The sequence below is a fragment of the Hydrocarboniphaga sp. genome, from assembly GCF_028291725.1.
GTDB lineage: Bacteria > Pseudomonadota > Gammaproteobacteria > Nevskiales > Nevskiaceae > Hydrocarboniphaga.
In genome coordinates this window covers 96790-120834 of the sequence record NZ_JAQGNT010000002.1, presented here as the reverse complement: position 1 = coordinate 120834, position 24045 = coordinate 96790, and the positions used below count along the sequence as shown (strand labels likewise).

The window sequence follows — 24045 nt, the reverse complement described above, 5'->3', positions numbered from 1 at the left end:
GGTCAAACAGTCGGCGTGGGGTCGTGGCGGTAAGGGCTATGGTGCATCAGTTCCACTCCGCGCGCCGCCACTGCACGACGTTCGCGCTGCAGGAAGTGTTCAACGGCATCTCGAAGCCGGGGTTCGGCCAGGTGATGCAAGGAACGGGTCAATACCGGGGTGAATCCCCGCGCCAGCTTGTGTTCGCCCTGGGTGCCGGCGTCATAGCGCCTCAGGCCTTCGCGCAGGCACAATTCGATGCCCTGGTAGTAGCAGCATTCGAAATGCAGGCTGTGATATCGATCGGCCGCCCCCCAGTGCCGCCCATACAGCGTATCGCCGCCCTGCAGCGTCAATGCGGCGGCGATCAAGTGTGCGCCCTCGTAGCCGAGGATTACGCGGAACGGCGAGCCCGGCGCGGCGCCGTAGCCGAGCAGGAAATCGGGCGTCAGATACGGTGCCTGGCCGCGCTCCTCGTAGGTGTTCGCATAGAGCGTGTACACCGCCATCCACGCGGCTTCGTCGAGTTCGTCGCCGCGGCGGGTTTCAAAGCGCAGGCCGGCCTCGGCGACCCGACGACGCTCGCGCAGCATTTTCTTGCGCTTGTCGCTGGAAAAGCGCCCGGCGAAGGTGCTGAAGTCGGCATCGCCGCGGTTGAACCACTGAAATTGCAGATCGTGCCGCTCCAGCCAGTGGGCGCGGCGGTAGGCCTCGGCCTGATCGTCGGCGACGAACAGCGTATGAGCCGACGACAGCGACTCGGCTTCGACGAGCGCGGTCAATTGCTCGGCGACGGCCTCGCGAACAGCGGAATCGATCGCGCCGATGCGAGGGCCAACCGCCGGTACGAATGGAATCGCGTTGAGCAGCTTCGGATAGTAGGGCCGGCGAATGCTGTGGCTGGCCTCGGCCCAGGCGAAGTCGAAAACGAATTCGCCATACGAGTGCAGCTTCAGATAAAGCGGCGCGGCACCGACCAGCTTCCCATCGCGATGCACCAGCAGGTGCCGGGGCAGCCAGCCGGTGCTTTCACCGACGCAGGAATAGGTTTCTAGTGCCGACAGGAAGGCGTGGCGAGCGAAGGGATAGCCGCTGTCGAACAGTGCATTCCATTCGGAGGCTGGGACGCCTGACAGCCCGGCCGCGAAGGAAAATCGCAGCCCGGCTGGCGAGGCTCTGTCGTCGTTGGGGCTGATCAGCGACGCGATCAGTGAAAAGTCGGACCAACCGTGGGGCGGTCGCGCAACACCCATTGGATGACGGCATCGTGTTCGAAGCCGCTGATCTGGTCCTCGGGCGTTGCCGGGCCGGCCTCGAGCATCGTGCCGTCGGCGTCGAAGCGGATGCTCGCGCCGGCACTCTGAATGCGGATCTCGGAGTCGGTTTCATCTTCGAGCGTCAACTGCAGATAACGGACGCGCGTCTCGGCGAACTCCGGCATACGGCTGGCGCCGGCTGCCACCTGGGCTGCCTGCTCCGGTGAAAATTCACGGATGCGTCCATCACCCGTCAGAACGAAATGCCGCACGTGGTTGCTCATGTCGGTCCTCGTCCGAGTCTCAAGACTCGCTGGCACTATGGTTACAGGGAGATCGCGCTTCAAACATCTGCTGGATGTCCACCAGATGATTGTCCGCGCTAGCTTTCTGGTATGTGAAGCTGAACGTAATCAATTCAAGAGTTCCATTGTCAGGCGACGGTCCGGTGAAGAACAGCCGCCTTGCTATACTCAGGCACCATCATTACCGCGTCTTGCGCTGAATATTCAAGTGGTTAAAAGCAAATCTCAGGCCACTGACGATCTTGCCGATCCGGGTTGGCTGGAGCGGCTGCCGCGTGAGGCCGTGTTGCTGGCCTGCGCCGGCTTCACGGTATTCCTGCTGGTTGCGTTGATCAGCTTCAATGCGGACGACGCCGGCTGGTCGTCGTCGGGCACTGGCGCCCCGGCGCACAACCTCGTCGGCGGCGTCGGCGCCTGGATCGCCGACGTGCTGTTGAGCCTGTTCGGCTATGTCGCGTTCTTCCTGCCATGGGCGGTATTCGTGCTCGGCCTGCGCTTCTATCGCGGCCGCAACGACGCAGCCAGTATTCCGTGGCCGCTTCGGGCAGTGGCCTGGATCATTCTGCTGCCGAGTTTTGCCGGCCTGTGCGCGCTGCACGTCGGCACCTGGCCGTCGTTCCCGCCGCAGGGCGCGGGCGGCATCGCCGGGCAGGCGCTCGGGTCCTGGCTGGTGGCTGTCCTGAACCCGGTCGGTTCCAGCCTGCTGCTACTGACGCTGACGCTCTGCGCCCTACCGCTGGCGCTTATTTTCTCCTGGGTCGATGTACTGGATTCGGTCGGCGCGATGGTGATGCGGCTTTGGGCGCTGCGTCCCGATGTCGTGACCGATGACCATCAGGCGGCCGACGACGAAGATCGGCAGAACGCGCCACCGGCGGTTGCGGTGGTCGACGAGGACCTGCCCTGGCTGAAGCGCCGCAAGGCGCCGCAGGTCGGTACTCGTCCGCCGGTGATCGGTACCGCCGAAACGCAGATGGATCTGCTTGGCGCGTCTGACGTCAAGCCGGTGGTGTTCACGCCGCCGATGGAAGTGGCCGAACTTGATGTGCCGGAGAGTTTCGACGAGCCGCCATCGATGCGCGCGAAACCGAAGCCGCCGCGCAAGCCGGCGAAGCTCGACGCCCCGTCCGTGCCCGTGTTCGATGGCGACCCGATTCCGCCGTTCAGCCTGCTCGACATGCCCAAGCCCACCGGCAAGCGCTACACGCCGGAAGAACTGGAGCGGCTGTCGCGCGAAGTCGAGAATCACCTGAAGGATTTCGGCATCAAGGCCACGGTCGTCAATGCGATGCCGGGCCCGGTGATCACGCGCTTCGAGCTGCAGCCGGCGCCGGGCGTGAAGGGCGCGCAGATCACCAATCTGTCCAACGACCTCGCGCGCTCGCTGTCGGTGTCGCGCGTGCGCGTGATCGAGGTGATCGAGGGCAAGCCCTACGTCGGCCTCGAAATCCCGAACACCAAGCGCGAGATGGTGTGGCTGCGCGAGATCCTGGATTCGCCGGGCTACAAGAGCAGTACCTCGCCGCTGACGATGGCGCTGGGCAAGGACATCGCCGGCAATCCGGTGTCGGTCGACATGGCGAAGATGCCGCACTTGCTGGTTGCTGGCACAACCGGCGCGGGCAAGTCGGTGGCGATCAACGTGATGATCCTGTCGATGCTGTACAAGGCGACCAAGGAGCAGGTGCGCTTCATCTTCGTCGATCCGAAGATGCTGGAATTGTCGGTTTATGCCGACATTCCGCATCTGCTGACACCGGTCGTCACCGACATGAAGGACGCCGCCAACGCGCTGCGCTGGTGCGTGGCCGAGATGGAGCGCCGTTACCGCCTGATGACGGCTATGGGTGTGCGTAATCTGGCCGGCCTGAACCGCAAGATCGAAGAAGCCGAGGCGGCCGGTCAACCGATCCTGGATCCGACCAAGAATGCGCCGCAGCTGTTCGACGATGCGCTGTCCGAGCCGGTTTATCTGAAGAACATGCCGCACATCGTCATCGTCATCGACGAACTCGCCGACATGATGATGGTGGTCGGCAAGAAGGTCGAAGAGCTGATTGCGCGCATTGCGCAGAAGGCGCGAGCGGCCGGTATCCATCTGATCGTCGCCACGCAGCGTCCCAGCGTCGACGTGATCACCGGCCTGATCAAGGCGAACATTCCGTCGCGTATCGCGTTCCAGGTGGCGTCGCGCATCGACAGCCGCACGATTCTCGATCAGCAGGGCGCCGAGACGCTGCTTGGCCACGGCGACATGCTGTATCGGCCGATCGGCGCGTCCAGCGTGGCGCGGGTGCATGGCGCGTTTGTCGACGACCATGAAGTACACAAGGTCGTCGCCTACCTCAAGCAGGTCGGTGCGCCGGATTACATCGAGGACATTCTTGCTGACGAAGCGCCAGTCAACGCGCCCGGCAGCGGCGGCGGGGAAGACGATGCCGAGTCCGACGCGCTGTACGACCAGGCGGTCGCGATCGTGCTGGAGACGCGCAAGGCCAGCGTGTCCTGGGTGCAGCGCCGCCTGAAGATCGGCTACAACCGCGCCGCGCGCATGGTCGAGCAGATGGAGGCCGCGGGCATCGTCGGCCCCAGCGGCCCGGGCGGCAATCGCGAAATCCTGGCGCCGGGCGGGCGCAGCGGCGACTAGGGCCTGTTAACACACGTCAGCGCAGCGACCGACGTGTGTTAACAGGCCCTAGATCGATCCGCCAGAACGATTGGCGCCCGCGCCTGTCCCAAGAATCCACCATGTCCGGGTATTTCATGCGCAACTGTCTGTTCCGATCCGCCTTGCTGCTCGCGCTGTCCGCGGCTGGCATGTCGTCCGCGTTGGCCAATAGTGGCGAAGAAGAGCTGAGCCGCTTCATCAAGGACACCCGCACCGTCACCGCCCATTTCACCCAGGTGCAGATCAACGAACGCGGCGAGAAGCTCGCCAGCAGTTCGGGGCAGATGATCCTGTCGCGCCCGGGCCGGTTTCGCTGGAATTACGAGCAGCCCTATGAGCAGCTGATGGTCTGCGACGGCCAGAAGATCTGGCTGTACGACCCGGATCTTTCCCAGGTCACGGTGCGGCCCGCGGCCGACACGCTGAGCGGCACGCCGGCGGCTTTGCTGGCGCAGCGCTCGACCTTGACCGACGAGTTCACGATCGAAGACCTCGGCGCCCGCAGTGACACGCAGGGCGTGCGCCTGAAGCCGCGCAATGTCGATGGCGATTTCGAGGCGATCGAAATGTGGCTGCGCCGCGGCGCGCCCGAAAGCATGGTGTTCATGGACCGGCTCGGCAACCGCACCGAAGTCGCGTTTACCGACATCAAGGTCAACGTCAAGGTCGATGAGGCGCTGCTCAAGTTCACGCCGCCGAAGAACGCCGAGATCGTCGAATCCGGCCAGCAGAGCGTGCCGCCGAGCCTGCCGATCGTGAAGCCGAGCACAAAATGAGTCCAGGCGCCGCCCAGGCCTCGGCGGCTCCTCTGGCGGAGCGGATGCGGCCGCGCAAGTTGGACGAGGTCGTCGGTCAGGATCACCTGCTGGCGCAAGGCGCGCCGCTGCGCACCCTGCTGGAGGCCGGCAGGCCGCCGTCGATGGTGTTCTGGGGGCCGCCCGGGGTCGGCAAGACCACGCTGGCGCGCCTGGTTGCGCAGCATGTGGACGCGCATTTCGTCAGCTTGTCGGCGGTGCTCGCCGGCGTGAAGGAAATCCGCGAAACCACGCAGCGCGCACAGGCCGCACTGCAAGGCCTGACACCGCAACGCACGGTGTTGTTCGTCGATGAAATCCACCGCTTCAACAAGGGCCAGCAGGACGCGCTGCTGCCTTTCGTCGAAGACGGCACCGTCGTGCTGATCGGTGCGACGACCGAGAATCCGTCTTTTGAACTGAATTCGGCGCTGCTGTCGCGCTTGCGCGTGTTCGTGCTGCGAGCGCTCGACGAGCCGGCAATCGCCAGCCTGCTGAAACGCGCGCTGAGCGACCCGGTGCGCGGCCTGGGTGAGCCCGACGACACGCTGCCGGCATCCTGGCTGCAGCGGATGGCGGAAGCCGCCGACGGCGATGGCCGCCGTGCGCTGATCCTGCTCGAGACGGCGGTCGAACTCTGGCGGGCAGAACGCTCGCGGCACCACGATGCACAGCCCGATGACGCGCTGCTGGAGCGCCTGCTCGGCCGCGGTTTTCGTCGCTTCGACAAACAGGGCGAGAATTTCTACGACCAGATTTCGGCGCTGCACAAATCGGTACGCGGCAGCGATGCCGATGCGGCCTTGTACTGGTTCGCGCGGATGATCGACGGCGGCGTCGACGCCGGCTACGTCGCTCGCCGGCTGGTGCGGATGGCGGTGGAAGACATCGGTCTGGCTGATCCGCGTGCGCAATCGATGTGCCTCGAGTCCTGGGACACCTATGAGCGGCTGGGCAGCCCCGAAGGCGAACTGGCCCTGGCCCAGGCGGTGGTCTACCTGGCGGTCGCTCCGAAAAGCAATGCCGTCTATACCGCGTACAACGCGGTGCGCGCGCTGGTCGAAAAAACCGGCTCGCTTGAAGTGCCGATGGCGATCCGCAATGCACCGACCCGGTTGATGAAGGACATGGGTTATGGGGATGGCTATCGATACGACCATAACGAGGCCGACGCCAATGCCGCCGGCCAGCAGTTTCTTCCGGACGCTCTGATCGGCAGCGAGTTCTATGCGCCGACGCCGCGCGGGCTCGAGGCGAAGATCGGCGAGAAACTCGCCCAGCTGCGCGCGCGGCGTGCCTCCGGCAAAGGCTGACGAGCCGGGCCGCTATACTTCGCCCCGGTTTTTCAATCGGTGAACATCATGCTGGACCCCAAGCGCCTGCGCGCCAATCCTGAAGCGGTCGCGACCCAGCTGCAGCGCCGAGGTTTCGCTTTCGACACCGCGCGCTTCATCGAACTCGAGGCGGCCCGCAAGCAGTTGCAGACCGAAACCGAACAGCTGCAGGCCGAGCGCAACGCCGGTTCCAAGCGCATCGGACAGGCCAAGGCCAGGGGCGAGGATGCGTCGCCGATCCTGGCCGACATGGACAGGATCAAGGCGCAGCTGACGGCCAACGAGCAGGCGCTATCGGTGCTTCAGGCGGACTTCGAAGATTTCCTGCTGCGCCTGCCGAATCTGCCGCAGCAAGGCGTACCCGAGGGCCGTGACGAAAACGACAACGTCGAACTGCGCCGTTGGGGCCAGCCGCGTTCGGCAGAAGGCGCAAAGGATCATGCCGATCTGGGCGAAGCGCTCGGGCTGATGGATTTCGCCGCTGCCGCCAAGCTGACCGGCGCGCGTTTCACGGTGTTGCGTGGTGGCCTTGCGCGTCTGCACCGCGCGCTGAGCCAGTTCATGCTCGACGTGCATACGCAGGAACATGGCTACGAGGAAATGTACGTTCCGTACATCGTCAACGCCGTGAGCCTGCGCGGCACCGGGCAGCTGCCGAAATTCGGCGACGACCTGTTCGCGCTGAAGTCGGAGGAGGGGAGCCAGCAGGACTGGCGCCTGATCCCGACCGCCGAGGTGCCGCTGACCAATCTGCTGCGCGACGAGATCGTCGCGGCCGAGTCCCTGCCATTGAGGTTCGTCGCGCATACGCCTTGCTTCCGTGCCGAGGCCGGCGCTGCGGGACGTGATACCAAGGGCATGATTCGCCAGCATCAGTTCGAGAAAGTCGAATTGGTGTGGGCCGTCCAGCCGGAACAGTCCGCGGCCGCGCTGGAGTCGCTGACCGGCCACGCCGAAGCGATCCTGCAGAAGCTCGGCCTGCCGTATCGGGTGCTCGCGCTATGCACCGGTGACATGGGTGCAACGGCGGCGCGGACTTACGACCTCGAAGTCTGGCTGCCGTCGCAGAACCGCTACCGCGAGATCAGCTCCTGTTCGAACTGCGAGGACTTCCAGGCGCGCCGCATGCTGGCGCGCTATCGCACGGCTGCCGGCAAGATCGAGCTGCTGCATACACTCAACGGATCCGGTCTCGCGGTGGGCCGGACCCTGGTTGCGATTCTCGAGAACTATCAGCGTGCCGATGGCAGCATCGAGATTCCCGACGTACTGCGTCCGTACATGGGCGGTGCGACGGAGGTTTTTGCCGGTTAAGACCGCTGCGAGCGGCGGATGTAAAAAAGCGGGCCGAAGCCCGCTTTTTTGCGTACATCCGATGAAGAACTAGTTGGCTCCCCTCTTCTTTTTCTTCTTGCTCGGGTCCGTGTCGCCGAACACTTTTTCCAGCAGGCCGACCGGCCCGCCTGAACCCTCCGCCAGCTTCGGATTGCTGCTAGCGCCGGAGCCGGCAGCTGAGCCGCCGCCGCCGGTGTCGATTCCGGCACCCGCGCTGCCACTGCTGCCGCTGGTTCCGCTAGCGGCCGATGCAAGCGACATGGCGCCGAGCAACGCGGCCGCCACTGCCGTTTTCAGAACTGAATTGATGAGATTCGACATTTTGATGCTCCTGCCAAAATCGATTGGCGGTTATTTGAAGTTGTAACCGAGGCCGACGGTGCCGCCGAGTTCGACATCGCCGCCGTAGCGCTTGCCGAGGTTGATCGCGCCGACCGTAATCGTCAGCGGCAGGAACTGCGGCAGCGGTGCGATCGAGATCGCGGCATTGGTGAAGCGGCCGGAGTACTCGCCAATCACGGACAGCCAGTTGGTGAAGTAGAACGCGCCAGAGCCGAAGACGCCGATGCTGGTCTTGCCGGGCTCGTTGAAGAGGTTGTCGCCAACGCCCAGATTCAGGATCGCGACGTGGTTGCCCACCTGCACGCCCTTGGTGACGGCTGCGTACACGCTGGAACTGTTTGCGTCTTTAAAGCCTTGGCTGCCCCATTCGCCGGTGCCGATGACGCCAACGCCGAACGCTGCGTCACCCGGAAGATTGGTGTGCAGCTTGAGGCCGAAGGAACCGGAGTCGCCGAACGAATCGGAGCTGCCGTGGCCCGTCAGCGACGAGAAGACCGCGGAAGTTTCCAGGCCGACGTATTTGTCGGCATCGCCGAGACCGAACGAGATGCCGGCCGCGCCGTCACTGCTGCTGCCCAGCGTCTGCGCATACGCGCCAGCGCCGATGGCGCCCCAACTCATACCGAAACCGACCGGAGCTTGAAAGGAAGCCGCCGCATAACCCTGGATCGTGCGACTTGCCGATGAGGCCGCGATACCGCTTTCCTGTGCCCACGCATTCGACGTGAATAGCGCGAATGCACCCGCGGCCACTGCCAACACCTTGTTTTGCAACATATTGCTTGCTCCCTGTGTGAATAGAAGACTGGCGTTCCCGACTTCCCTCAGGAGCATCGCCAGCTATAACTCGAATGCTGAAGTGACTTTAGCCTTCATAGCGGCTGAAAGGCAACCATATGATCGATTATGGATGGGAAACCTTGCTGCCCGCTGATTTTTCAATGTTTTCCGGGCCTAAGGCCGGATATGTTCAATAGATTTGGCTGATAGGCGACAGTCAAATCATGAAAACTTTTTGCACAAAGTTCAGGATTCTGGTCGTTGCGCAGCAAAAAAGTGTCGAAACCGCAGGTTCGCATCTGCTGTAGTTGGTCTCTGACCACGGCCTGGCCGGTAGCGCGCAGTTCGCCAGCATAGTGATGGCGGCGCCGCAGCAGCGTGGCTTGAGAATAGGCGCGGCCGTCGCTGAACGACGGGAAACTCAGTGCCAGTAAAGGGCGGCCCAGCAAGTCGCCGAGTGCCGCAGTCACATCCAGGGTATTCGGCAGCAGCAGACCGACTTCGAGTGCACCCAGATCCAAATCGGTCCTTTCCGCATTCCAACGATCCCACGATACGATGAGCTTGCCTGTTTTGGGCGGGGCCTCGCCATCAGCGAGCAGAAGCCAATCGTCGCTGAGGACCGCGCCATCCCGGATCAGAAGGCTCATGCGGTTTCCACGGCATACAGACGCGCCTTGAACGGCGCCATGCCGACCCGGCGATAGCAGGCGAGAAAGCTCTCGTCTTCGCTGTTTCTCAGGCTCAAATAGACGTCGATGATTTTCTTGATCGCCGGTGCGATGTCGTCGCGGGCGAACGAAGGCCCGGTGCGGTCGCCCAGGCTGGCGTCGTTTTCGGCCGAGCCACCAAGCGTAACCTGGTACCACTCCTCGCCTTTCTTATCGACGCCGAGGATGCCGATGTGGCCGACGCTGTGATGGCCGCAGCCGTTCATGCAGCCCGACATCTTGACCTTGATCGGGCCGATATCGTGCTGATCGTCGAGGTTGTCGAAAAGGTCGAAGATATCCTGGGCGACGCTGATCGAGCCGGCGTTGGCCAGGGAGCAGAAATCCAGGCCCGGGCAGCAGATCAGGTCGGTCAGCAGGCCGATGTTCGGTGTCGCCAGTCCCAGGTCGCGCAGGCTTTGCCACAGCGTATAGACCTCGGACTGACGCACGTCAGCGAGAACCAGGTTCTGGTCGTGGGTGACGCGAATCTCGCCGAAGGAATGGCGGTCTGCCAGTTCGGCGACCGCATCCATCTGCATGGCCGTCATGTCGCCCGGTGCGACGCCCGATGCTTTCAGCGATACGAATACGATTTGGTAGCCGGGCTGCCGATGGACAGCGAGGTTGCGCTTGGCCCACGCGGCGAACGCCGTGTCTTGGGCGAGTTTCCGGTCGAAGCTGGTATCCAGGCTGGCGGCATCGTCGTACTCGAACCGATCGAATCGCGAGCGCATCGCGTCGAGATCGCCCGCTTGCAGGCGCAACTCGCCGTCCTTGATCTGCTCCCACTCGGCTTCGACCAGGTCGCGGAACCGTGCCAGGCCGGTTTCCTTGACCAGGATCTTGATCCGCGCCTTGTAGATGTTGTCGCGCCGGCCGAGGCGGTTATAGACGCGCAGTACGGCCTCGAAGTACGACAGCAGGTCCGCTTCGGGCAGGAATTCGCGAACCATCGGGCCGATGATCGGTGTGCGCCCCAGACCGCCGCCGGCATAGATGGTATAGCCGAGTTCGCCGGCCGCGTTGCAGACGATCTGCACGCCGATGTCGTGCACGCGGATCGCGGCGCGATCGCCGTTGGCGGCCGAGAATGCGATCTTGAACTTGCGCGGCAACCAGTTGAATTCGGGATGGAACGTCGCCCATTGCCGGGTCAGCTCGCAATACGGCCGCGGGTCGAGCATCTCGTCGGCGGCGACACCGGCCAGATGGTCGCTGGTGATGTTGCGGATGCAGTTGCCGGAGGTCTGGATCGCGTGCATCTGCACTGAAGCCAGATCGGCCAGGATGTCCGGCACGCGCGCCAACTCGGGCCAGTTGTACTGGATGTTCTGGCGGGTCGTGAAGTGGCCGTAATCCTTGTCGTAGGTCCGGGCGATATGCGCCAGCATGCGCAGCTGGCGGCTGGCCAGCAGGCCGTAGGGGATCGAGATCCGCAGCATCGGCGCAAAACGCTGCACATAAAGGCCATTGCGCAGGCGCAAGGCCCGGAATTCTTCGTCCGGCAGCTGGCCGGCGAGAAAGCGCTCGGTCTGGTCGCGGAATTGGGAAACGCGTTCGTCGACCAGGGTCTGGTCGTATTGGTCGTAGCGGTACATCGCGGCGGTCCGGCGGGTGGCCTGATGTCGAAGGGGCCGCAAGGCTACCAGCCCGGCACCCACTGCTACAGCCATGTACCGATATATAGAAAGAACTAAAAGGAATAATTCTTAGATCAAGTGCAGGGAATCAATCAGTTCGCGTGTTTTCCGCGAACGGTCCTCATGGTCGGGCACCGCCGCAACTGCATCGATCAGGTCGCTCGACAGGTGTGATGCGAAGGTCTGCATGAACTCGTACATGTAGCCGCGCAGGAACAGGCCTCGTCGGAAACCGATATGGGTGGTGCTGGGCTCGAACAGATGATCGGCTTTCAGTGAAACCAGATCGGAGTCCTGGTTTGCGTCGTAGGCCATGTCAGCCACAATGCCAACGCCCAGGCCCAGGCGCACATAGGTCTTGATCACGTCGGCGTCGGCCGCGGTCAATACCACGTCGGGGCGCAGCCCGTGGGCGGCGAAAGCCTGGTCGAGCTTGGAGCGGCCTGTGAAGCCGAAGGTGTAGGTGACGATCGGGTATTCCGCGATGTCCTTCAGCGTGAGCTTCAAGACCTGGGTCAGTGGGTGATCGGGTTTGACCAGAATCGTCCGGTTCCAGTGATAGCAGGGCAGCATCACCAGCTGCTCGAAGTGTTCGAGTGCCTCGGTCGCGATCGCAAAATCGGCCTGGCCTTCGGCTGCCATACGGGCGATTTGCTGGGGAGAGCCCTGGTGCAAATGCAAAGATACCCGCGGGAAGCGTGTCTTGAAGCGCTGGATCACCGGCGGAAGCGCGTAGCGCGCCTGGGTATGGGTCGTCGCGATCGACAGGTCGCCACGGTCGGTGTCGCGGAACTCTTCGGCTATGTTCTTGATGTTCTCGACTTCATTGAGCAGGCGGTCGGAATACTCGAGTATCCGTTTGCCGGCCGGGGTGATTTCCGAAAGGTGTTTTCCGTTGCGGACGAAGATATCGACGCCGAGTTCCTCCTCGAGCATCTTGATCTGCTTGCTGACTCCGGGCTGCGACGTGTACAGGGCCTCGGCGGCAGCGGTGACATTCAGGCCGCGGCGCGAGACTTCATGAATATATTCAAGCTGTCGGAGTTTCATTCGGCCTCCAGGGCCTATCGTTAGAACGTCAGCGACGATCTGCCGCGGCACTCTGCCATATTCAATATAGACGTAAAAGATTTGTTGGTTATTCCATTATGCATATTGTATTTTTAAATTCATTTTAGGAATAAACATATTCTTAGAAGTTCCTAAACGGCATGAGAGCGGCTTGATAGGGTTCCGGTCTCCTTTCCTACGTCACACGACATGGATCTCGCGTTTTCTTTAGCCGGCCTTGTGGTCGGTCTCGCCGTTGGTGCAACGGGTGTCGGCGGCGGCTCGCTGATGACACCGATTCTGATTCTGTTCTATGGCATCACGCCGACGGTCGCGGTCGGCACCGACCTGATCTATGCCTCGATCAGCAAGGCCTTCGGGGTCGGTCTGCACAGCCGCAACGGTTCGCTGGACTGGAGCTTGGTCGGGTGGATGTCGCTGGGCAGCGTGCCGGCAGCGCTGCTGACCCTGGTGTTCCTGCACCAGCAGCCGGCGGGCAAGGATCTCGACCACCTGATCAAGCTGACACTGGCGCTCGCGATCGTCATCACCGCGGTCTTCACCGTGTTCCAGGACAGCGTGATGGCGTTGATCCGACGCTCGCCGGCCGAGGCCGAGGCGATCGAAGCATCACGCTGGCAGAAGCCGATGACGGTGCTCTGCGGCGTGCTGATCGGCGCCCTGGTCACGATCTCGTCAGTCGGCGCCGGCGTCATCGGCATGATGATGTTGCTGCTGCTGTATCCCAAGCACCCACCGATCCGCCTGGTCGGCAGCGACCTTGCGCACGCGGTACTGATCACCGCGATCGCCGGTGCCGGGCACGCCAGCCTGGGCTCGGTCAATTGGCCGATGCTGGGGGCGCTGCTGATCGGCGCCATACCAGGCATCTACATCGGAACCCGTATCGGGTTCCGGCTCAATCCCAAAGCACTGAAGAAGGTGATTTCGGGGCTGCTGATTTTTGTCGGCGGCACGATGCTGTGGAAGGCGATGCACTGATTCGGACGGGGCGGGGCTCCAACTCGGCGCATTTTCGGCGCTGTCATCTGGCCGTCACATAAACGTCATACGCTTTCAATCACGGAGAGCGACGATGCGCCGCGCCGTAACCCCCTTTCCATCGAGTACCCAATGAAATTCAAGACTATCGTCGCCGTTCTGGGCACCGCCTCCGGCCTCGTCGCCGGCACGGCTTTCGCCAAAGTCGATGCCGATCTTCCCGATTACAACCCGGCTTCCGGCGTCTCCGGCAACTTCAGCAGTGTCGGTTCGGACACGCTGAACAATGTGATGACGCTGTGGGCGGAAGACTTCAAGAAGCTGTACCCGAGCGTCAACATCCAGATCCAGGGCGCCGGTTCGGCAACCGCACCGCCGGCGCTGACCGAGGGCACCGCCAACTTCGGCCCGATGTCGCGCCTGATGAAGGACCAGGAAATCCAGGCCTTCGAACAGAAGTACGGCTACAAGCCCACCGCGATCGGCGTCGCCATCGATGCGCTCGCGGTCTTCGTCAACAAGGACAATCCCGTCAAGGGGCTGAGCCTGGGCCAGGTCGATGCGATTTTCTCCGCGACCCGCAAATGCGGAGCAGAGAAGGACGCCGCCCGCTGGGGTGATCTGGGCTTGACCGGCGACTGGCTGAAGAAGCCGATTCAGCTGTATGGCCGCAACTCGGTCTCGGGCACCTACGGCTACTTCAAGGAACACGCGCTCTGCAAGGGCGACTACAAGACCAATGTCAACGAGCAGCCGGGTTCGGCTTCGGTGGTGCAGTCGGTGTCGACCGGCCTGAATGCGATCGGCTACTCCGGCATCGGCTACAAGACCTCGGGTGTGCGCGCTGTTCCGCTGTCATCCAAGGACGGCGGCGAGTTTGAAGAAGCAACCGAAGAAAACGCCATCAGCGGCAAGTACCCGCTGTCCCGCATGCTCTACGTCTACGTCAACAAGGCGCCGAACAAGCCGTTGGCGCCGCTGGAGATCGAGTTCTTCAAGATGGTCCTGTCCAAGACCGGGCAGGGCGTCGTCGAGAAGGACGGCTACATCGCGCTGCCGGCCAAGCTCGCTGCCAAGGAACTCGCCAAGCTGCAGTAGTAGTTGCAATCGATGCATGAATGAGAGCAGGGACGCTTTCCTTCCAAGATATCCGGCGCACTCCTGTTCTCATCGTTGAATCCCTGTGTGGCGCCCCCTCGGGGCGTCGCAACGGGGGAGTCATGCCTTTTTGACCCATTTTAGGGAGACACCCTGTGAACCCATTCCTCAAGTACGGCGCTCTTGCCGCATTCATCGGCGCTGGCGTCGGCGCCGCTCACGCCGACACCGTCGAAACCAAGGGCGGCTTCAAGATCAAGACCGACGACGGCCGCTTCGAAATGAGCATCGGCGGCCGCATCATGTTCGACGGCTACATCCTCGATGAAGACAAGGATTCGACGTTCGGCAGCGGCGCCGCCAGCCAAGACGCCAAGAGTTCGACGTATTTCCGCCGCCTCTACCTGACGGTGAAAGGAAAGGCCTATGGCTGGAACTACAAGTTCGAGCCCGATTTCGCCGGCAACAGCACTAACAATTCGGCTCAGGCATCCAGCTGTACGACCAGCACTGCGACTCCGCCGGTGACGACCTGCACGACAAACAACAACAACAGCCGCGACATCGCGTTCCAGGACGTGTACATCAGCCATGCGTTCGGTCCGGGCGGTGAAGTGTTCATTGGCCAGATGAAGCCCTTCCGCGGCATGGAAGAGCTGACCAGTTCGAACGACATCACGATGATGGAGCGCCCCTTCGCTTCTGCTGCCGGGATTTTCAACGGTGGTTCGAGCCGCGAGTTCCAGCAGGGTTTGTTCTACAAGATGGACATTAGCGACTTTCTGCTCGGCGCCAGCGCTTTCGATCTACGTCGCGACAACACGCGCCCCACCGAGGGCGTGGGCTACAACGCCCGTGCCGTTTACGCACCGCTGCGCGCCGATGGCGGCACGCTGCACGCCGCAGTTTCATACAGCGACGAGAATCCGCAGAAGAACGGCAACGACAGTACCAGCATCGATGCGATCGGCAGCAGCTTCACTTACGCCGGCCGCCGCGGCCCGAACCAGGGCTTTGGCAGCACCACTGGCGGTGAGCACGCCAAGACTATCGGTGGCGAACTGGCAGGTTCCTTCGGCCCGGCAACCCTGCAAGCCGAATTCATGGACCAGAAATTGGGACAGGCTGTCGGTAGCGATCAGGACGTACAGGCCTGGTACGTGCAGGCGAGCGTGTTCGTCACCGGCGAATCCAAGCCCTACAAGAAAGGTGAAGGTACCTTCGGCCAGCCCAAGCCCAAGGCCGACTTCGGCGCCATCGAACTGGCGGCGCGCTACGACTCGGCCGAGAATAAGGACATCGGCTGCGGCGTCACGGGTGCCACCCAGTGCCAAGCCACGGCCATTACGCTGGGTGCGAACTACTACGTGAACCCGAACGTCCGCTTCATGCTGAATTACATCATGGGTGAACTCGATACCGGCTCGGCGAAGGACAAGTCCAACGCCATCACCGCCCGCGCCCAGTTCGCATTCTGATTCACTGCTTGTAACAGAAGTCGCGTAAAAGGGTCTGGTGCAGCCTAAAGCTGCACCAGACTTTTTCCCGCAGCACTTTTCCGGTAGAAAGTGCTGCGGGAAAAAGCCGGGCCGTTCGGGTCCGCCCGCCCGACGTTTGCCGACCCCTACACATGACCGAAGCTACAGCGTCCGACACACCTGACCGCCAGCCTCGATCGATCGTGGCCGGCAGCGCCGGGTACCAGCCGCGCTACATCAAGGATCGCCTCGCCAAGGTGGTGGTGCTGATTGGCGGCATCGGCGTGATTGCCGCGCTGTTGCTGATCTTCGTCTACCTGCTGAGCGAAGTCGCGCCGCTGTTCGAGGGTGCCGAGTTCAAGGCGCGTAAAGCATTCCCAGTGCCGAGTGACGGCAGCACCTCGCTGTATGTTTCGGCTGAAGAGCAGGGCGAGGTCGGCATGCGGGTCGGTGCGTCCGGCGAACTCAATTTCTTCGACCTGCACAGCGGCGTGGCGCGCGAGGCTGTGCATCTGCCGATAGGTGATCTGCAGATCAAGCAGGTCGTGGATGTGGCCCCGGAGCGCGCGCTGCTCGCAGCCGGGCTGTCCGACGGCTCGGTGCTGATGTTCCAGCAGGAATACAAGGTCACTTATCCGAACGACAAGCGCCTGATCACGCCGGGCATCCTGTTCCCGAAAGGTGAAACGCCGCTGGCTTTCATGCCTCAGGCGCCGATGCATCTCGCGGTTCGGGAGAACGATGACTCGCTGATGCTGGTGGGCTCGGATCCTGCAGGCGATGTATCGCTGAAGGCTTTTGAAGTCACCACGTCGCTGATGGGCGACAGCTCGGTGACCGAATCGCCGATGCAGACCTTCACGCCGCCGGTCAAACCTGACCTGCTGCTGCTCGAACCCGGCATGCACTGGCTGTATGTAATCGACAAGGCGGCAGGCAAGATTGCGTTCTACCGCCTCAACGGCAGCGAGGTGCCGCAGCTGGTCGACGTCAGCGAAGCGGGCGCGGCGATCGTCGATGCACATTATCTCGCCGGCGGAATCTCGATCGTGAGCGCGCAGTCTGACGGCCGCGTCTCGCAGTGGTTCCCGGCGCGTCGCCAAGGCGGAAAGGACGACGGCAAAAGCTATCTGGCGCATATTCGCGATTTTGAACTGAAGGACGGCGCCAAGCCGACCGTGATCGGCTCGGAGCCGCGTCGCCGCGGTTTTGCGGTCGGCGACGATCAGGGTCATGTTTCGCTGTTCTACGCGACTTCGGGCCGATTGATCCACGAAGAGAAGATGCTCGAAGCTCCGGTGCGCGCGCTGGCTTTCAATCCGCGTGCGCAGCTGCTGCTGGCGCTCGGCGATGACGGCAAACTGGTCGCGTCCGACGTGCGCAACGAGCACCCGGAAGTCTCGCTGCGTGCGCTGTGGGGCAAGGTCTGGTACGAGAGCTACGACGAGCCCAACCTGCTGTGGCAGTCCTCGTCGGCGAGCGCCGACTTCGAACCGAAATTCAGCATGGCGCCGCTGGCGCTGGGCACGCTGAAGGGCGCCTTCTACGCGATGATCTTCGCGATACCGATCGCGGTGCTCGGGGCAATCTTCACCGCCAACTTCATGTCGCCGGAAATGCGCCAGGTGGTGAAGCCGGCGGTCGAAGTGCTGGCCGCGCTGCCGTCGGTGATTCTGGGCTTCCTCGCCGGCCTGTGGCTCGCGCCCTTCGTCGAGAGCAACCTGCCGGGCATGTTCCTGGCGCTGCTGCTGCTGCCGCTGTCGATCCCGACCTTCGGCTATCTGTGGATGCGCGCGCCGCGCGCGGTGCGCCTGCGCGTGCCGATGGGCTGGGAGGCAGCGCTGCTGATGCCGGTGATCGCCTTCGTCGTATGGCTTTGCTTCCTGCTCGCCAAACCAATGGAAGCCCTGTTGTTCGGCGGCAACATGCAGGCCTGGATGGATCACACGCTCGGCATCGGCTACGACCAGCGCAATGCGCTGGTGGTCGGCATTGCGATGGGTGTTGCAGTGATCCCGGTGATCTTCTCGATCGCCGAAGATGCGATCTTCTCGGTGCCCAAGCATTTGTCGCTGGGTTCGCTCGCGCTCGGTGCGACGCCCTGGCAGACCCTGATCGGCGTGGTGATGCCAACCGCCAGTCCCGGCATCTTCTCGGCGGTGATGATCGGCCTGGGCCGCGCGGTCGGCGAGACGATGATCGTGCTGATGGCCACCGGCAACACCGCCGTCACCAACTTCAGCATGTTCTCCGGCATGCGCACGCTGGCCGCGAACGTCGCGGTGGAAATGCCAGAATCCGAAGTCGGCAGCACGCACTTCCGTCTGCTGTTCCTGTCCGGCCTGGTGCTGTTCCTGTTTACGTTCTTCTTCAACACCGTCGCGGAAGTGGTGCGTACGCGCCTGCGCCGCAAGTACAGCAGTCTGTAAGGCGACGACAATCATGGCGACTGCCCAGGAAGAAATTGCTGCCGCGATGCCCAAGACCCTGGTGTCCCAGGGCACCGAGGGCGTACATGCCTATATCAAGTCCGGCGCACCCTATGTGTGGGTGACCGCCGCCGCGATTTCGATGGCCTTCATCATCACGCTGTCGCTGCTGATACTGACCGCATCGCGCGGCCTGCCGCATTTCTGGCCCGCCGACCTGGTGCAGGGCAGCTACCAGGAGCCGGGCAATACCGCCGAGCCCCTGCTGGTGGAGATCCGCAGCGCTGAGGAAGTCACCACGGCGCGTCTGCAGAGTGCCGGCGTCAAGATCGACGACAGCAAGCCGCTGCACGACCGCATCCTGGTGAAGGTCGCCAACCGCGATCTGCTCGGTGCCGATTTCCGCTACCTGCTGTCGGACTGGTTTACTGCTCGCACCTCGCCTGAAGACGCGACCGTGTTCGAGCGCGTCGAATGGGGCAACTTCCACGGTTTCCTGGTTGGCCTGGTGGAAGATGGCAAGAGTGTCGCGAGCGGCGCCGATACCTGGGCGGCGTTCAACAAGAGCATTGCTCGCGCCGACGAGCTTCGCGGCAAGCTACATGACATCGAAAAGGGTCGGATTCGCAGCATCAACTACGCGATCGAGCGCGTGCGTCTGGACGAGCGCCGCCTGCAGTTGCAGGGCCATACCCGCGAGAACGCGGCAGCCGACTATGCCGCGCTCGATGTGCGCCGCAAAGAGCAGGAGGCGCTCTATGAAGGGCTGCGCGGCGAACTCGACTCGATCAAGAAGGAGCTGGCGCGCGACAGCCTGGTCGTCAAGACCGTTGACGGCACCGAGGTGAAGCTGCCGCTGGCCAAGGTGCTCGAAGCCTATCGTCCGAACCAGATGAACGTGATCGTCAAGATCGGCTTCTTCTTCAAGAAGATCTGGGAGTTTGTCTCCGAGGACCCGCGAGAAGCCAATACCGAGGGCGGCATTTTCCCGGCGATCTTCGGCACCGTGATGATGGTGCTGCTGATGTCGGTCGTGGTGATGCCGTTTGGTGTGCTCGCCGCGCTGTATCTGCGCGAATACGCCAAGCAGGGTTTCGTCACGCAGGCGATCCGTATCGCGGTCAACAATCTCGCGGGCGTGCCTTCGATCGTCTATGGCATGTTCGGTCTGGGCTTTTTTGTGTACTTCGTCGGCGCCAACATCGACAGGGCGTTCTATGCCGAATCGCTGCCGTCGCCGACTTTCGGCACCCCGGGCATCCTGTGGTCGTCGCTGACGCTGGCCTTGCTGACCCTGCCGGTGGTGATCGTGGCCACCGAGGAAGGTCTGGCCCGCATCCCGCGCTCGCTGCGCGAAGCCTCGCTGGCACTGGGCGCAACCAAGGCCGAGACCTTGTGGCGCGTGGTGCTGCCGATGGCCTCGCCGGCGATGATGACCGGCCTGATCCTGGCGATCGCGCGCGCCGCAGGCGAAGTCGCGCCGCTGATGCTGGTCGGGGTGGTCAAGCTCGCTCCGTCGCTGCCACTGGACGGCGATGCGCCCTTCCTGCATCTGGAACGCAAGTTCATGCACCTGGGCTTCCACATCTACGATGTCGGCTTCCAGTCGCCGAACGTCGAGGCTGCACGGCCCTTGGTTTACGCCACCGCTTTCCTGCTGGTGCTGGTGATCCTGGCACTCAATCTTTCCGCGATCAGCATCCGTAACCGACTGCGCGAGCGCTACAAAGCCCTCGAAGGCTAGACAAGCCGGGCCTTTCGCGTCGAGGATTCAAATGGACCCCCAGACTATGACCAGCGTGCAAACCAGAACTTCCTTAGGCCACGGCATCGATATCTCCTCGATGGAGCGCTCGCAGATACCGACGCGTATCGAGGACGAATCGATCGCGATCGAAGTCGACAAGCTCGACCTCTACTACGGCGAGAAGCGCGCGCTGAACAGCGTGTCGATGAAGATCCCGCACAAGAAGGTCACCGCCTTCATTGGGCCCTCCGGCTGCGGAAAATCGACGCTGCTGCGCTGCTTCAACCGCATGAACGATCTGGTCGACGGCTGCCGCGTCGAAGGCGGGCTGCGTCTGGACGGCAAGAACATCTACGATCGCGACGTCGATATCGCGATGCTGCGCCGCCGTGTCGGCATGGTGTTCCAGAAAGCAAACCCGTTCCCGAAGTCGATTTACGAGAACGTGGCCTACGGTCTGCGCCTGGCGGGCATCAACAAGAAGCGCGTCATCGACGAGACCGTCGAATGGGCCCTGAAGGGAGCCGCGCTCTGGGACGAGGTCAAGGACCGGCTGGACGACTCCGCCCTCGGCCTGTCCGGCGGCCAGCAGCAGCGTCTGGTGATTGCTCGGGCGATCGCGATCCATCCCGACGTGATCCTGCTCGACGAGCCCTGCTCGGCGCTCGATCCGATCTCGACGCTGAAAGTCGAAGAACTGATCACCGAATTGAAGAGCAACTACACGATCGTGATCGTAACGCACAATATGCAGCAGGCAGCGCGCGTCAGCGACTACACCGCCTTCATGTACGTCGGTGACCTGATCGAATTCGGCAATACGGACCAGCTGTTCACCAAGCCGAGCAAGAAGCAGACCGAGGACTACATTACGGGGCGTTACGGCTAAAAGCCGGTTCGCAATCGGTAGCACGGTGCAGAACTTGCACATCCGCAGTTGATGATCCGCAGAGCGACAGATGAATACGACCGGCTATAAATCGCATATCTCCAGCCAGTTCAACGCCGAACTCGAAGACGTGCGCCAGCGTGTGCTGGCGATGGGCGGCCTGGTCGAGCAGCAGCTGATCGACGCCACCAAGGCGCTGATGGATCTCGACACCGAACTCGCCGAGCAGGTGTTCCGCACCGACGACAAGGTCGATCAGCTCGAGATCTATATCGACGAGGAATGCTCGCGCATCCTCGCGCGCCGCCAGCCGACTGCCAGCGACTTGCGGCTGGTTCACGCGGTGATCAAGACCATCACCGACCTGGAACGCATCGGCGACGAGTCGCACAAGATCGCCAAGATGGCGCACGAGCTCTCTACCCAGGAGCGCATGTACGAGAACATGGTCGAGACCCAGCATCTGTCCCGCCAGGTTTCACAGATGGTGCGTGGCGCGCTCGACGCCTTCGCGCGCATGGACGCCGACGCCGCAGTGGCTGTGGTCCGCGAGGACGTGGTCGTCGACCGCGAATACGAGGCGCTGCTGCGTCAGTGCATCACCTACATGATGGAAGAGCCGCGCACGATCGGCCGGGTGATCGATCTGATCTGGGCGGTGCGCGCGATCGAGCGCATCGGCGATCACGCCAAGAACATCGCCGAGTACGTGATCTATTTCGTCAAGGGCAAGGACGTCCGCCATACGCCGCTGGAGCAGGTCGAGCGCGAAGTCCGCGGCGAATAGGGGGCCGTTCAGCTTGACGGCGATGCCGCGCCGGCTGCCACCGCGCGGCCGCATCGGCCGCCGCAAGCCGGTATGATGGCGCGCCATATGGCGCCGCCCGTCCGAAAAAACCCCAGCTCCCGTGTGCCTCGCCAGTTCTGGTATGGGCTGGCGGCTGTCGCCCTGGTTCTGGGCAGCGTCGGTCTGGTCGCGTTCTCGTACTACCTGGTCGCGCTGGACAAGGACATCCGCACCCGATTCGCCGGCGTGCGCTGGGCGCTGCCGGCGCAGGTGTTCGCGGCGCCGCTGGAGCTGTATACCGGCCTGAATCTGGATGCCGGCGACCTCAAGCATGAGCTCGAGCGGCTCGGATACCGCAACAACACCACGCTCGACGGTCCCGGCGAGTTCGTGCTGGCCAAGGACCGCGCCGACATCTATATCCGCGAGTTCCACTTCTGGGACGGCCCGCGCCCCGAAAGCAAGATCAGCGTGAAGCTCGATGCCAAGGGCATCGCCGACGTCACCGACACCGACACGCACGAAGCGCGCGACATCGTGCGCATGGACCCGATGCTGATCGGCAGCATCTACCCACAGCAGGACGGCGAAGACCGGGTCCTGGTCAAGCTCAACGAGGTGCCCGACTTGCTGCGCGAAGGTCTGCTGTCGGTCGAAGACAAGGATTTCTACGAACACTTCGGCATCAGCATCCGCGGCGTGGTGCGTGCGGCCTTCGCCAACCTGCGCGCCGGCCATACGGTGCAGGGCGCCAGCACCGTGACCCAGCAGCTGGTGCGCAATTTCTTTTTGACGCTGGATCGCACCTACACGCGCAAGTTCAACGAGATGTTCATGTCGATCCTGCTGGAGCGGCATTACTCGAAGTCCGACATCCTCGAGGCCTACTTCAACGAGATCTATCTGGGCCAGGACGGCAATCGCGCGATCCATGGTTTCGGGCTGGCCAGCTGGTTCTATTTCAACAAGCCGATCGGCGAGCTGCGCGATCACGAGATCGCGCTGCTGGTCGGCGTGGTCAAGGGCGCCTCCTACTACAACCCGCGGCGCAACCCGGTGCGGGCCAAGGCGCGTCGCGACCTGGTACTGCACGTGTTCAAGGACGCCGGCCTGATCGACGAGGCGGAGATGAACTCGGCGATCGAGCGGCCGCTGTCGCTGGCCGGTACCAAGCAGGGCGGCGTCGAGCGCTATCCGGCCTTCGTCGACATGGTCAAGCGCCAGCTGCGCGGCCAGTACAAGGACTCGGACCTGACCGACGAAGGCCTGCGCATTTTCACGACGCTGGACCCGCGGGCTCAGGAAGCGCTGGAACGCAATATCGAGCAAGGCCTGGGTGAACTCGAGAAGAACCGCAAGCTGCCGGCGAACAGCCTGGAGTCGGCCGGCGTCGTCACTAGTGTCGGTGGCGGCGAAATCCTTGGCGTGGTCGGTGGTCGCGACGTGCGTTACTCAGGCTTCAACCGCGCGCTCGATTCTCGCCGCTCGATCGGCTCGCTGGTCAAGCCCTTCGTCTACCTGACCGCGCTGGAGCAGGGCGACCGCTACAACCTGCACACGATTCTCGACGACGAGCCGATCGAGCTGAAGCTGCCGACCAAGCAGATCTGGGCGCCGAACAACTACGACCACAAGCTGCACGGCCCGCAGCCGCTGTACATGGCGCTGGCGCAGTCCTACAACCTGCCGACCGTGCGCCTCGGCCTGGAACTCGGCGAGAAGGCCGTTGCGACGACCTTGAAGCAGGCGGGCTACCCCAGCGAGCCGCCGCTGCTGCCGTCGATGTTCCTCGGCGCGATCGACGTCGCGCCGGTGGAAGTCGCGCAGATGTACGGAACGATCGCGGCCGGCGGCTTCCAGAGCCCGCTGTCGTCGATCCGCGAAGTCACGACCAAGGAGGGCGAGCCGCTGAACCGCTACCCGATCCGGGTCAAGCAGACGCTGCCCGAGGGCTCGGTGTACCTGACGACCTGGGCGATGACCCAGGTGATGCGTCTCGGCACCGGCCGCAGCGCCTACACGGTGTTGCCGGATGATCTGACGCTGGCCGGCAAATCCGGCACCACCGACGATCTGCGCGATTCCTGGTTCAGCGGCTTCAGCGGCGACCGCGTCGCCGTCGTCTGGGTCGGCCGCGACGACTACAAGCCGATGGGCCTGTCCGGCTCGACCGGCGCGTTGTACATCTGGTCACGCTTGATCAAGGACCTCAAGGTCAAGCCGCTGGACCTGATCCCGCCACCCGATGTCGAGGAGCAGCTGGCCGATACCATCACCGGTCTGAAGGCGGACGAAGGCTGCCAGAGCAGGCTGCTGGTACCCTATTTGCGCGGTTATGCGCCGCAGACCTGGGCGCCCTGCGCGCATGCTGCGGAATCCCAGCCCATGCAATGGTTGCGCGAGATATTTCAATAGATAT

The 24045-nt window shown here is 63.0% G+C and carries 19 protein-coding genes; 12 read left to right on the top strand and 7 right to left on the bottom strand.

The window, feature by feature from the left end; translation table 11 throughout:
• Positions 1–2 precede the first annotated feature (2 nt).
• Both JWQ90_RS00670 and JWQ90_RS00665 read right to left on the bottom strand, forming a co-directional pair.
• A complete protein-coding gene (locus JWQ90_RS00670) occupies positions 3–1232 on the bottom strand; it encodes a peptidogalycan biosysnthesis protein (protein ID WP_299687797.1) in 1230 nt (409 codons plus the stop codon).
• A complete protein-coding gene (locus JWQ90_RS00665; protein ID WP_299687794.1) occupies positions 1187–1519 on the bottom strand; it encodes a hypothetical protein in 333 nt (110 codons plus the stop codon). The genes JWQ90_RS00670 and JWQ90_RS00665 overlap by 46 nt, the downstream gene beginning before the upstream one ends.
• A gap of 229 nt (positions 1520–1748) precedes the next feature.
• Here JWQ90_RS00665 and JWQ90_RS00660 point away from each other — a divergent pair, with 229 nt between their 5' ends.
• The 4 genes from JWQ90_RS00660 to serS all read left to right on the top strand — a co-directional run bounded on the left by JWQ90_RS00660 (position 1749) and on the right by serS (position 7650).
• Positions 1749–4187: a DNA translocase FtsK gene (locus JWQ90_RS00660; RefSeq protein ID WP_299687790.1), complete on the top strand. Its 2439-nt coding sequence runs from the start codon at positions 1749–1751 to the stop codon at positions 4185–4187.
• Positions 4188–4288: 101 nt separating this feature from the next.
• On the top strand, positions 4289–4984 hold the full coding sequence (lolA, locus tag JWQ90_RS00655) for an outer membrane lipoprotein chaperone LolA (protein WP_299687788.1): 696 nt from the start codon (positions 4289–4291) through the stop codon (positions 4982–4984).
• A complete protein-coding gene (locus JWQ90_RS00650) occupies positions 4981–6315 on the top strand; it encodes a replication-associated recombination protein A (RefSeq protein WP_299687786.1) in 1335 nt (444 codons plus the stop codon). Before lolA ends, JWQ90_RS00650 begins: the two co-directional genes overlap by 4 nt.
• 48 nt (positions 6316–6363) lie before the next feature.
• Entirely contained in the window at positions 6364–7650 is a 1287-nt protein-coding gene (gene serS, locus JWQ90_RS00645; protein ID WP_299687783.1) for a serine--tRNA ligase, read from the top strand.
• A gap of 69 nt (positions 7651–7719) precedes the next feature.
• Here the strand turns inward: serS and JWQ90_RS00640 are convergent, their stop codons facing one another.
• From JWQ90_RS00640 to cysB, 5 genes are all read right to left on the bottom strand, one after another.
• Positions 7720–7992 carry a hypothetical protein gene (locus JWQ90_RS00640; RefSeq protein WP_299687780.1) on the bottom strand — a complete coding sequence of 91 codons (273 nt, stop codon included), beginning with the start codon at positions 7990–7992 and terminating at the stop codon, positions 7720–7722.
• A 30-nt stretch (positions 7993–8022) separates the two neighbouring features.
• A complete protein-coding gene (locus JWQ90_RS00635; RefSeq protein WP_299687777.1) occupies positions 8023–8790 on the bottom strand; it encodes a hypothetical protein in 768 nt (255 codons plus the stop codon).
• A 161-nt stretch (positions 8791–8951) separates the two neighbouring features.
• Positions 8952–9443, bottom strand: a complete 492-nt coding sequence (locus JWQ90_RS00630) for a DUF934 domain-containing protein (RefSeq protein ID WP_299687774.1) — start codon at positions 9441–9443, stop codon at positions 8952–8954.
• Positions 9440–11104 (bottom strand): nitrite/sulfite reductase, encoded by a 1665-nt coding sequence (locus JWQ90_RS00625; protein ID WP_299687771.1) that lies wholly within the window; start codon positions 11102–11104, stop codon positions 9440–9442. The genes JWQ90_RS00630 and JWQ90_RS00625 overlap by 4 nt, the downstream gene beginning before the upstream one ends.
• A gap of 111 nt (positions 11105–11215) precedes the next feature.
• Positions 11216–12196: an HTH-type transcriptional regulator CysB gene (gene cysB / locus JWQ90_RS00620; protein ID WP_299687768.1), complete on the bottom strand. Its 981-nt coding sequence runs from the start codon at positions 12194–12196 to the stop codon at positions 11216–11218.
• 210 nt (positions 12197–12406) lie between these two features.
• On the opposite strand from cysB, the gene JWQ90_RS00615 reads away from it, so the two are divergent.
• From JWQ90_RS00615 to mrcB, 8 genes are all read left to right on the top strand, one after another.
• Positions 12407–13198, top strand: a complete 792-nt coding sequence (locus tag JWQ90_RS00615) for a sulfite exporter TauE/SafE family protein (protein ID WP_299687765.1) — start codon at positions 12407–12409, stop codon at positions 13196–13198.
• Positions 13199–13330: 132 nt separating this feature from the next.
• Positions 13331–14296, top strand: a complete 966-nt coding sequence (locus JWQ90_RS00610; protein ID WP_299687762.1) for a phosphate ABC transporter substrate-binding protein PstS family protein — start codon at positions 13331–13333, stop codon at positions 14294–14296.
• Positions 14297–14451: 155 nt separating this feature from the next.
• Entirely contained in the window at positions 14452–15774 is a 1323-nt protein-coding gene (locus JWQ90_RS00605; RefSeq protein WP_299687759.1) for a porin, read from the top strand.
• 152 nt (positions 15775–15926) lie between these two features.
• Entirely contained in the window at positions 15927–18203 is a 2277-nt protein-coding gene (locus JWQ90_RS00600) for an ABC transporter permease subunit (RefSeq protein WP_299687755.1), read from the top strand.
• Between the two features lie 46 nt (positions 18204–18249).
• Positions 18250–19947 carry a phosphate ABC transporter permease PstA gene (gene pstA, locus JWQ90_RS00595; RefSeq protein ID WP_366919399.1) on the top strand — a complete coding sequence of 566 codons (1698 nt, stop codon included), beginning with the start codon at positions 18250–18252 and terminating at the stop codon, positions 19945–19947.
• A 46-nt stretch (positions 19948–19993) separates the two neighbouring features.
• Complete coding sequence (gene pstB, locus JWQ90_RS00590) at positions 19994–20839, top strand: phosphate ABC transporter ATP-binding protein PstB (RefSeq protein WP_366919398.1); 846 nt, start codon at positions 19994–19996, stop codon at positions 20837–20839.
• A gap of 70 nt (positions 20840–20909) precedes the next feature.
• A complete protein-coding gene (phoU, locus tag JWQ90_RS00585; protein WP_299687749.1) occupies positions 20910–21626 on the top strand; it encodes a phosphate signaling complex protein PhoU in 717 nt (238 codons plus the stop codon).
• Between the two features lie 87 nt (positions 21627–21713).
• Complete coding sequence (gene mrcB, locus JWQ90_RS00580; protein WP_299687746.1) at positions 21714–24041, top strand: penicillin-binding protein 1B; 2328 nt, start codon at positions 21714–21716, stop codon at positions 24039–24041.
• The last annotated feature ends 4 nt before the right edge of the window (positions 24042–24045 follow it).